The following is an 8,651-nucleotide window of genomic DNA, read 5'->3' as shown; positions in this document are numbered from 1 at the left end:
TTCTTCATCTGCATGGACACGGCCGATTGCGTGCGCCCGGCTTTCTCCGCCGCGCGCGTGAAATTGCCGGTTTCGGCCACCGCCACGAAGGTGCGCAGGAGGTCGCTGTCGAGGACTGGTCTCATCGGAAATCGCCATAAGCAAATCTGATTGCTGACATCATTTCAATTCGTTTGCAACATGTCAAACGCCGCAGGATAGTTCCCATACCCATTGGATATGCGGTCGCGAATCGGCCGCGGACCAATCGAAGAGTCCTCACTCGTGCCCGCTGCCTGAAAACGGTAGCGGGTTCTTTTTGCTGCTAGATTACGGCTCGCGGGGGGCCGAGACTGATGCGGAACCGGTTGGTGCTTGGCATTCTGAGCCTTTGCCTCGGCGTGCTGGTCTTTTCGCTGCAGGATCCGCTGGTGAAGGCGGTGTCGGGCGGCTATCCGGTGACCGAGGTGATGGCGATCCGCGCCATTGTTGCGCTGCCGATCCTGATCGTCATCGTCCAGGCCGATGTCGGCCTGAAGGCGGTGCTGTCCAAGCGCTTCGGCCTGCTGACGCTGCGCGCCTTCATCCAGTTCTCGTCCTATACGGTCTATTATCTCGCGATCGCGGCCTTGCCCCTGGCCGACGCGGTGGCGCTCTATTTCATGGCGCCGCTGTTCATCATGGCGATGGCCGGACCTTATCTCGGCGAGCGCGTCTCGTGGAAGACGCTGGCGACGGTGCTGATCGGCCTTGTCGGCGTGCTGGTGATGGTGCGCCCGGGCGCCGGCGTGTTCGACTGGGCGGCGCTGCTGTCGCTGGGCTCGGCTTTTCTCTACGGCTTTTCGCAGTTGATGGCGCGCCGCATTGGCGACACCGAATCATCGACGGTGATGGCCTTCTACCAGAACGGCGCCTACCTCAGCGGCGCCGTCGCGGTGGCGACCGTCTTCCATCTCGCCGGCATCACCCATGCGGCGCATCCGAGCGTCGAATTCCTGGTGCGGCCATGGGTGTGGCCGACGATGCCGGATTTCCTGAAGATGGCCGCCTGCGGCTTCGTCGCTTCCGCCGGCATGATCCTGCTGTCGCAGGCCTATCGCATGGCGCCGGCCAACCGCGTCGCCACCTTCGAATATACCGGCATCCTATGGTCGCCGCTGTGGGGTTTTCTGTTCTTCGCCGAAGTGCCGCGCGAGACGACCGTGCTCGGCGCGGCGCTGATCATTGGCGCCGGGCTGCTTGCGCTCAACGGCGAGCGCCGGCGAAGCGCAGCACCCGCGGCCGGTGCGGTCTCAAGCGAAGCAGCTTAACGCCTTGCCGACGCGGGCGCGGATCTCGGCAAGCGTGAACGGCTTCTGCACGACGTCTAGGATGATGCCGTTGAGTTCCTCGGCGCGCTCGCGCTGGTCGGCATAACCGGTCATCAGCATGATCCGCAGCGTCGGGAACTCTCTTGCGGCGGCAGTGGCCATCTCGATGCCGTCCATCTCCGGCATGCGGATGTCAGACACCACCAGATCGTAGCCGCCGCGGGCCTGCCGGATCGTGTGCAGCCCTTGAGCGCCGTCGGTGGCGACGGTCACATCATGGCCGTCGCGCTCCAGAGCGCGGGCGGCGAGGGTGCGGACGGACTCATCGTCCTCGACGATCAGAAGCTTTGCCATGCCGAGATAGATGCCGCCGAAACGTTGACGTTTTCTGAAAATTCTAACGATCAGCGGCTTTTCGGGGCGAAACGGGGGCTCTTCAGGCGTCGCCCTTCACCACCCCGACAAACGGCAGTTCGCGAAACGCGTGGGCGACGTCCATGCCATAGCCGACCACGAAATAGTCCGGGCAGTCGAAGCCGACATAATCGGCGTTGAGCGCGGTCTGGCGGCGCATGCGCTTGTCGAGCAGCACCGCGATGGCGCAGCTCTTGGCGCCGCGCGACAGCATCAGGTCGCGGGTGTAGGAAAGCGTCTTGCCGGATTCCAATATGTCGTCGATCAACAGCACGTCGCGGCCGGCGACCTCATTGTCGATGTCGCGCAGCACCCTGACCTCGCCGCTCGTAGTGCCGGCGCCATAGCTCGAGATGAAGATGAACTCGACTTCCGGCGACAGGCCGACATCATGCATGGCGCGGATGAGATCGGCCGCGAAGACGAACGAGCCCTTGAGAATCGATATCACCAGCAGGTCATGGTAGTCGCGCCCGGCGATTTCCTTGGCGAGCTCGAGATTGCGGCGCGCGATTGCCGACGCCGAAAACAGCACCTCGATGTCCTTGCCGCGCACAACTGGCATTCTTTCGTCCTTCAGAATCACCTGGGATGCCAGGTGCTACGTGTATCGAGATTCAGGTCAGGCCGAGCCGAGAACGATGGCTTCCGAGAACCGGAGCGGAGCGTACCTGAAGTGCGTGAGCACCGGAAGCGCAGGAAGCCGTCGTTCGCAGGCCGGCCTCGCCTGAATATCGGTATACCTAGCCGGCGAAGATTACTGAGACTGTCCTGACGCCGTTTCTAGGCACATCGAGGCGGCTGGAAAAGCCGAATCTTTCACCGGGCGCCAATGCGCGATTGGATGTCCCCAGCCTGTAGCGGATGATGTTGCTGTCATTGTCCGTGACGCGGATTTCGAGCGGCGGCAATGCTTGCGATGTCACACCGTCATTGGCTGCCTCGCCATCGACGAACAACACCGGTTTCAGGCCCGACGCATCGATGCGCGACGTCACGCCGGAAATGGTGAGCGCGCTCCCCGGCGCAGCGGTCACCCAGAACGGACTGTGCCGAACCAGCGCATGACCGCCCGAAACCCAGAACGAGGCGAGAGCTATGCCGACGCCTGCGATCCAGAACAACGGGCCGCCCCGCGAGGGCCGCGACGGCGAGGGTTCCGGCTTGCGCAGCATGCCCACGCCTTCGATCGACGGCGTCGGCGGGACCTGCGGCTGGGGCGGCCGCTCCGGATGCGCGGCAAAACGCGGCAGCACCACATAGTCGGCATCGACGATGTCGGCCGCATCGGACACGACGCGCTCCGGCGCGGCATGTGTTGCCGGGCCGGTCATGATTTCGCCGGAAACGGGGCGCGCGGTTCTGTTCTCAGCCATTACGGCACCAGTGCAGTCTTCGTTTCTTTTGCGTAAACGCAATTGGTTAACGCTTCCCCACCGGAACCGCTTTGAGACGTCAAAATCGAGCCGAAATTAACCGACCGTTAACCATGCGGGTCGATGGTCTGCTAGAGTTAGATTGTGGCGCGTCGCCGCCGAAAGTTTCAGGTCGCCGAACGTGATCCGCTTCGAAAATGTCGGCCTCCGCTATGGCATGGGTCCGGAGATTCTCCGCGACATCTCCCTGCACATTCCGGAGCGCTCCTTTCAGTTCCTCAGCGGCCCCTCGGGCGCCGGCAAGACGACGTTGCTGCGCCTTTTGTTCATGTCGCTGAAGCCGACGCGCGGCCTGATCACCATATTCGGCAAGGACCGTTCGCGCATCTCGCGCAGCGAATTGCCGCTGCTGCGCCGCCGCATCGGCGTGGTGTTCCAGGATTTCCGGCTGCTCGACCATATGACGACCTACGAGAATGTCGCGCTGCCCTTGCGCGTGCGCGGGCGCGAGGAGGCGAGCTACCGCACCGACGTCACCGAGCTACTGAAATGGGTCGGCCTCGGCGACCGCATGCATGTGCTGCCGCCCGTGCTGTCGGGCGGCGAAAAGCAGCGCGCCGCGATCGCGCGAGCCTTGATCGAACAGCCGGAGATCCTTTTGGCCGACGAGCCCACAGGCAATGTCGACCCGCCGCTGGCGCGCCGGCTGCTCAGGCTGTTCATCGAATTGAACCGACTGGGCACCGCCGTCGTCATCGCCACCCATGACCTCGGCCTGATGGAGCAGGTCGATGCGCGCCGCATGATTCTGGCCGGCGGAAGGTTGGACGTCTATGACTGATTTTCCGGCCGATCACCTCCAGGATGAAACCGCCGAGGCGCCGGTGACGGTCCGGCGAGTCCAGCGCAAGACGGCGCCGATCGTGCCGGCGCAGAACATCGCCGGGCGGGCGCTGGTGCTGGTCATCGCCATCATGACCTTCCTGTCCTGCCTCACCTTCGGCGCGGTGACGCTGGTGCGCGACACCGCCTCGGTCTGGGAGAACCAGATCTCGCGCGAGGCGACGATCCAGATCAAGCCGGCCGACGGCCTCGACATGGAGGCGGCGCTTGCGCAGGCCTCTCAGATCGCCAGCGAATTCCCCGGCGTGAAGGGCACCAAGATCATCGACCGCGACGCCACCGCGCGTCTTCTGGAACCATGGCTGGGCAGCGGCCTCAACATCGACGAATTGCCGGTGCCGCGCCTCATCATCGTCACCATCGACGAGGCCAGCCCGCCTGACTTTGCCGCCATGCGCGCCGCCATCACGCCCAAGATCCCGACCGCCGCGCTCGACGACCACCGCACCTGGGTCGACCGCCTCGTCGCCATGGCGCACACGACGGTGACGATCGGCATCGCCGTTCTGGCGCTGATGCTCTCGGCGACGGTGCTGACGGTGGTGTTCGCCACGCGCGGCGCCATGGCCGGCAACGGCCATATCATCGAGGTGCTGCATTTCGTCGGGGCCGAGGCACGCTTCATCGCGCGCGAGTTCCGCTGGCATTTCCTGGTCACCGGCATGAAGGGCGCGGCCGCCGGCGGAGCGCTCGCGATCGCCGTCTTCATCGTCTTCTCCTGGTGGTCGTCCCGCAACATGGCGACACCCGAGGCCGACCAGGCGACCGCTCTGTTCGGCAATTTCGCCATCGGCTCCGCCGGCTATTTCGGCGTCGGCCTGATGGTGCTGGTGATCGGCGCGCTGACCGCGGCCACCTCGCACGTGACCGTCGTCGCCTATCTCAGCGACATCGATGTTCGCCAGCCGGATGCGGGCTGACCATGAGCTCCAGCCGAAAAGCCCGCGCAAGGCGTTGTATACGAACAAGGCAACGATCACGGCTTGGGCAGGTGCCGTAACGCAAAGTGCGCCGCCTTACCTATCAAAGGCCGCATTTCGGAGTTAACCATTAGAAGCTTTCAGGATTAACCTGGGGATGATGGAAGCGCGGGAGCAGATCGAGACGGCTGGACGGATGCCGGCAGTGCGTGCGCGCGCCGCTGCCCCCGCCAGGCTTGGTCGTCTGCGGCTCGCCCTGCGCGTCTGCGGTTTCGTCGCTCTCGCCGCGCTGGTGCTTTTTGCCGGCGGCTTCGGCTGGTTCGCCGACAAGGTCAGCCATATGACGACCCCGCTCGATCCGGCCAGGGCGGATGCCATCATCGTGCTCACCGGCGGGCAGTCGCGGCTCGACGCCGCCATGGACCTGCTGGCGTCCGGCAAGGGCGAACGGCTGCTGATCAGCGGCGTCCATCCGTCGGCCACCAAACGCCAGTTGCAGGCGGCGATGGGTGGGGACAAGCGGCTCTTCTCCTGCTGTGTCGACATCGACCGTGCCGCGCTCGACACCATCGGCAATGCCGAGGAAAGCGCCAAATGGGTGGAAAACCACGCCTATGGCAGCATCATCATTGTCACCAACAATTACCACATGCCGCGCAGCCTGCTCGAGATGGGCCGGCTCTTGCATGGCGCGCGCCTTGAGCCCTATCCGGTGGTCAACACCAATCTCGGCAATGGCGGCTGGCTGACCAAGCCAGAGGCGCTGCGCGTGCTGCTCACGGAATACAGCAAATATGTGTTGTCGTTGGCGCGCGGCTTCCTGCCGCTTCGCACGACGCCCGAGGGCATGACGCTTGCCGAAGCATCGACCGCGGTGAAGAACTAGACCTTAGCCGCCAAATTATCTCGTAAGCGGGCAATCTCCTGCTCCAGGCCGGCGATGCGCCGGTCCCGCTCGGCGAGCGCGGCCGCGACATCCGCCGCCTCGAAACGCTGCGGTATGTGCTGCGGACAATTGGCATCCCACGCCGTGACCGTGAACAGGATCGCCTGCTCCGGCTTTGCCTTGTAGTCCGTCGGCATCAGCTTCGCCGTCAGCTCCGGGTCGTTTTCGACGACCCGCGCCCTGCCCCAGACCTTGATGCGCTGCCTGAGCATATAGTCGATCAGGAACAGGAAGGCCTGGTCGTTGTCCTGCAGGTTGCCCTGGGTGATGAACTGCCGGTTGCCGGCAAAATCGGCAAAGCCGATCGTGTGCTCGTCGAGCACCTTGAGGAAGCCGGCCGGCCCGCCGCGATGCTGGACATAGGGCTGCCCATCGGCGTTGGCCGTCGCCAGGAACACGCTGGTCTGCGCCTCGATGAAGGCGGCAAGGTCCGGCGTGATCGTGGCCCGCCAGCCGCCGCGCTGCTCGACGCGCGCATAGGAGTCGCGCGATCCCTTGCGCGACTGGATGGCCTTGACGGTCGGTGTGAAGGCGACGTCGCTGGTGAATTCGTTCATGCCGGCGCTCCTCGGACAGGATGGCATGTCATCTAGCCTCTTCCGAGAATCGGATGTAGAGAGCATATTTGCAATTCACCCTTCTAGATTTCGGAAGAATAATGGATCGCCTCGACGCCATGTCCCTGTTCGTCGCTACGGTGGAGGCCGGCAGCCTTTCCGCCGCTGCCAGGCATGCCAGCGTGCCGCTGGCGACGGTGAGTCGCAAGCTATCCGACCTGGAGAAGCATTTGAAAACGCGTCTGCTCAACCGCTCGACGCGGCGCCTGGCGCTGACCGATGCCGGCCAATCCTATTTCGCCGCCTGTCGCCGCATTCTCGATGAGGTGAATGAGGCCGAGCGTACCGCTGCGGGCGAATATTCGAGCCCGACAGGCGAGCTGGTCATCACGGCACCGGTCGTCTTCGGCCGCCTGCATGTGCTGCCCGTGATCACCGACTTTCTCGCCGTCTATCCGCAGGTGGACGTCCGCCTGACCTTGTCGGACCGGATCACCCAGCTGGTCGAGGAGCATATCGATCTGGCCCTGCGCATCGGAGAGCTGCCGGATTCGGCCATGGTCGCGATCCGCGTCGGCTCGATCCGCCGCATCGTCTGCGCAAGTCCGGCTTACCTTGCCTCGCATGGCACGCCGGAGAAACCATCTGAGCTTGCGGGTCACAGCTGCGTCACCTTCGAGGGCCTTGCCTCTCCCGCGACATGGAGCTTCGGAGCGGGCAAGACGGAAACCACGATCCCGGTCCGCTCGCGCCTGCAAGTCAACACCGCCGAGGCGGCGATCGATGCCGCCATCGCCGGGCTTGGCCTGACGAAAGTGCTCTCCTACCAGGCGGATACTGCCGTGCGCGCCGGCGCGCTGCGTGTGGTGCTGGAGCCGTTCGAGCCGCCGCCCTGGCCGGTAAGCCTCGTCCATGCCGGCCAGGGCCGGCTGCCGGTGAAATTGCGCGCGTTCCTCGATTTCGCCGCGCCGCGCCTGAAGGAGCGGCTGGCGCGGTCGTTGTAAGCAATTCCAGGAAAAGTGGATCGCGGTTTTCCGTCCGAGATTGCGGCAAAGCAAGAGTGGCCGGCATTCGACCACCGCGGCGTTTCCTTTTTGCCGCCGCTTGGTGTAACCAACGCACACTTCCTCACGGGCCCCTTGCATGCTCATCATCCGCTCGCTGGCGTTCAACCTCGTTTTCTATCTCAGCCTGATCGTCCAGATGATCTTCTGGACGCCCTTCTATTTTCTGGCGCCGCGCCACCGCGCCTGGTTCGTGCCGAAATTCTGGTCGCGCACCTCGATGTGGCTCTATGACAAGATCGCCGCGACGAAGAGCGAGATCACGGGTGTCGAGAACCTGCCGGAAGGGTCCTTCATCCTGGCGCCGAAGCACCAGTCCTTCTGGGATGCGATCGCCTTCTTCCCCTATCTCGACGACGCGCTCTACATCCTGAAACGCGAGCTGACCTGGATCCCGTTCTTCGGCTGGTACATCATGAAGATGCGCATGATACCGGTCGACCGCGGCAGTCGCTCGAAAGCGTTGAAGGCGGTCGTCGTCGCGACCAGGCAGGAGATGGACCGCAACCCGCGCCAACTGATCATCTATCCCGAAGGCACGCGCCGCCCGCCGGGCGCCGAGCCGTCCTACAAATACGGCATCGTCGAGATCTACACCCAGCTAGGTGTCCCCGTGGTGCCGGTCGCCCATGTCGCCGGCCTCTACTGGCCGCGCCGCAAGTTCCTGCGCTATCCCGGCACCATCAAAGCTCGCTTCCTGCCGCCGATCCCGCCAGGGCTCGGCAAGGAGGAATTCATGCAGCGGCTGATCGGCGAAACCGAAGCTGCCTGCGACCAGATGCTGGTCGAGGCCGCGCAGACCCCGAACCCGCCGCCCATGCCGCCGACGGCCGTGAAGCGGCTGGCGGAGCTCGGCGTAACGGCCAGGACCTGATAGGCTATCTCAACACCGCCAGCAGGGTCGTCAGCACCAGCGTCGCTGCAAACACCAGATTGACGATCCGCGACGCCAGCGGATGGCGCAGGAAGCGAGCGAAAGCCGTTCCTGCCAGCAGCCAGACTACGTGGATGGCGACGATCATCGCGGCAAGCACCAGCAGCCTGGTGGAAGCGCCTAGAGCGGGATGAAAATGTTTGGAGTCGTTGAGGATTCCCAAATCAGCGATTTTCTGATTCACCGTTCCTGCTGGGAAGGAGGCCAGCATGAATGGCATTGTCGACGGATCTACGTGAGCGCGTGGT

At 64.1% G+C, this 8,651-nt stretch carries 11 protein-coding genes and 1 pseudogene; 6 read left to right on the top strand and 6 right to left on the bottom strand.

Translation table 11 applies throughout. The features are described 5' to 3' along the window. A partial coding sequence (locus EOA23_RS28230; protein WP_127306567.1) for a LysR family transcriptional regulator occupies window positions 1–125 on the bottom strand: 125 nt, incomplete at its 3' end. A gap of 210 nt (window positions 126–335) precedes the next feature. Here EOA23_RS28230 and EOA23_RS28225 point away from each other — a divergent pair. Then, window positions 336–1,289 carry a DMT family transporter gene (locus tag EOA23_RS28225; protein WP_042643825.1) on the top strand — a complete coding sequence of 318 codons (954 nt, stop codon included), beginning with the start codon at window positions 336–338 and terminating at the stop codon, window positions 1,287–1,289. Here the strand turns inward: EOA23_RS28225 and EOA23_RS28220 are convergent. The 3 genes from EOA23_RS28220 to EOA23_RS28210 all read right to left on the bottom strand — a co-directional run bounded on the left by EOA23_RS28220 (window position 1,272) and on the right by EOA23_RS28210 (window position 3,079). After that, window positions 1,272–1,643, bottom strand: coding sequence for a response regulator (locus EOA23_RS28220; RefSeq protein WP_127306566.1), 372 nt, complete (start codon window positions 1,641–1,643; stop codon window positions 1,272–1,274). The genes EOA23_RS28225 and EOA23_RS28220 overlap by 18 nt on opposite strands. Window positions 1,644–1,725: 82 nt before the next feature. Continuing rightward, a complete protein-coding gene (hpt, locus tag EOA23_RS28215; protein WP_095816886.1) occupies window positions 1,726–2,268 on the bottom strand; it encodes a hypoxanthine phosphoribosyltransferase in 543 nt (180 codons plus the stop codon). 178 nt (window positions 2,269–2,446) lie between these two features. Next, window positions 2,447–3,079 (bottom strand): hypothetical protein, encoded by a 633-nt coding sequence (locus EOA23_RS28210; protein WP_127306565.1) that lies wholly within the window; start codon window positions 3,077–3,079, stop codon window positions 2,447–2,449. Window positions 3,080–3,260: 181 nt separating this feature from the next. On the opposite strand from EOA23_RS28210, the gene ftsE reads away from it, so the two are divergent. The 3 genes from ftsE (at window position 3,261) to EOA23_RS28195 (ending at window position 5,788) form a co-directional block, all read left to right on the top strand. Further along, complete coding sequence (gene ftsE / locus EOA23_RS28205) at window positions 3,261–3,920, top strand: cell division ATP-binding protein FtsE (protein ID WP_040998894.1); 660 nt, start codon at window positions 3,261–3,263, stop codon at window positions 3,918–3,920. Then, window positions 3,913–4,902, top strand: a complete 990-nt coding sequence (locus EOA23_RS28200; protein ID WP_127306564.1) for an ABC transporter permease — start codon at window positions 3,913–3,915, stop codon at window positions 4,900–4,902. Before ftsE ends, EOA23_RS28200 begins: the two co-directional genes overlap by 8 nt. A 157-nt stretch (window positions 4,903–5,059) precedes the next feature. Further along, window positions 5,060–5,788 carry a YdcF family protein gene (locus EOA23_RS28195; protein ID WP_126064195.1) on the top strand — a complete coding sequence of 243 codons (729 nt, stop codon included), beginning with the start codon at window positions 5,060–5,062 and terminating at the stop codon, window positions 5,786–5,788. On the opposite strand, the gene EOA23_RS28190 is transcribed toward EOA23_RS28195, so the two are convergent. Beyond that, entirely contained in the window at window positions 5,785–6,405 is a 621-nt protein-coding gene (locus EOA23_RS28190; RefSeq protein ID WP_127306563.1) for a pyridoxamine 5'-phosphate oxidase family protein, read from the bottom strand. The genes EOA23_RS28195 and EOA23_RS28190 overlap by 4 nt on opposite strands. A 101-nt stretch (window positions 6,406–6,506) precedes the next feature. Here EOA23_RS28190 and EOA23_RS28185 point away from each other — a divergent pair, with 101 nt between their 5' ends. Both EOA23_RS28185 and EOA23_RS28180 read left to right on the top strand, forming a co-directional pair. Beyond that, window positions 6,507–7,409 (top strand): LysR family transcriptional regulator, encoded by a 903-nt coding sequence (locus EOA23_RS28185; protein ID WP_127306562.1) that lies wholly within the window; start codon window positions 6,507–6,509, stop codon window positions 7,407–7,409. Between the two features lie 139 nt (window positions 7,410–7,548). After that, window positions 7,549–8,343: a 1-acyl-sn-glycerol-3-phosphate acyltransferase gene (locus EOA23_RS28180; RefSeq protein WP_127306561.1), complete on the top strand. Its 795-nt coding sequence runs from the start codon at window positions 7,549–7,551 to the stop codon at window positions 8,341–8,343. 4 nt (window positions 8,344–8,347) lie between these two features. Here EOA23_RS28180 and EOA23_RS36640 read toward each other — a convergent pair. Beyond that, a pseudogene (locus EOA23_RS36640) lies at window positions 8,348–8,651 on the bottom strand (LysE family translocator); the annotation flags it as partial.

This window comes from Mesorhizobium sp. M2A.F.Ca.ET.042.01.1.1, assembly GCF_003997405.1.
Taxonomy (GTDB): Bacteria; Pseudomonadota; Alphaproteobacteria; order Rhizobiales; family Rhizobiaceae; genus Mesorhizobium.
This window is presented reverse-complemented; position numbering and strand designations above follow the sequence as displayed.

Coding starts and splice junctions, on each gene's coding strand:
- EOA23_RS28225 (WP_042643825.1), top strand. CDS start 336: ATGCGGAACCGGTTGGTGCTTGGCATTCTGAGCCTTTGCCTCGGCGTG.
- EOA23_RS28220 (WP_127306566.1), bottom strand. CDS start 1,643: ATGGCAAAGCTTCTGATCGTCGAGGACGATGAGTCCGTCCGCACCCTC.
- hpt (WP_095816886.1), bottom strand. CDS start 2,268: ATGCCAGTTGTGCGCGGCAAGGACATCGAGGTGCTGTTTTCGGCGTCG.
- EOA23_RS28210 (WP_127306565.1), bottom strand. CDS start 3,079: ATGGCTGAGAACAGAACCGCGCGCCCCGTTTCCGGCGAAATCATGACC.
- EOA23_RS28200 (WP_127306564.1), top strand. CDS start 3,913: ATGACTGATTTTCCGGCCGATCACCTCCAGGATGAAACCGCCGAGGCG.
- EOA23_RS28195 (WP_126064195.1), top strand. CDS start 5,060: ATGATGGAAGCGCGGGAGCAGATCGAGACGGCTGGACGGATGCCGGCA.
- EOA23_RS28190 (WP_127306563.1), bottom strand. CDS start 6,405: ATGAACGAATTCACCAGCGACGTCGCCTTCACACCGACCGTCAAGGCC.
- EOA23_RS28185 (WP_127306562.1), top strand. CDS start 6,507: ATGGATCGCCTCGACGCCATGTCCCTGTTCGTCGCTACGGTGGAGGCC.
- EOA23_RS28180 (WP_127306561.1), top strand. CDS start 7,549: ATGCTCATCATCCGCTCGCTGGCGTTCAACCTCGTTTTCTATCTCAGC.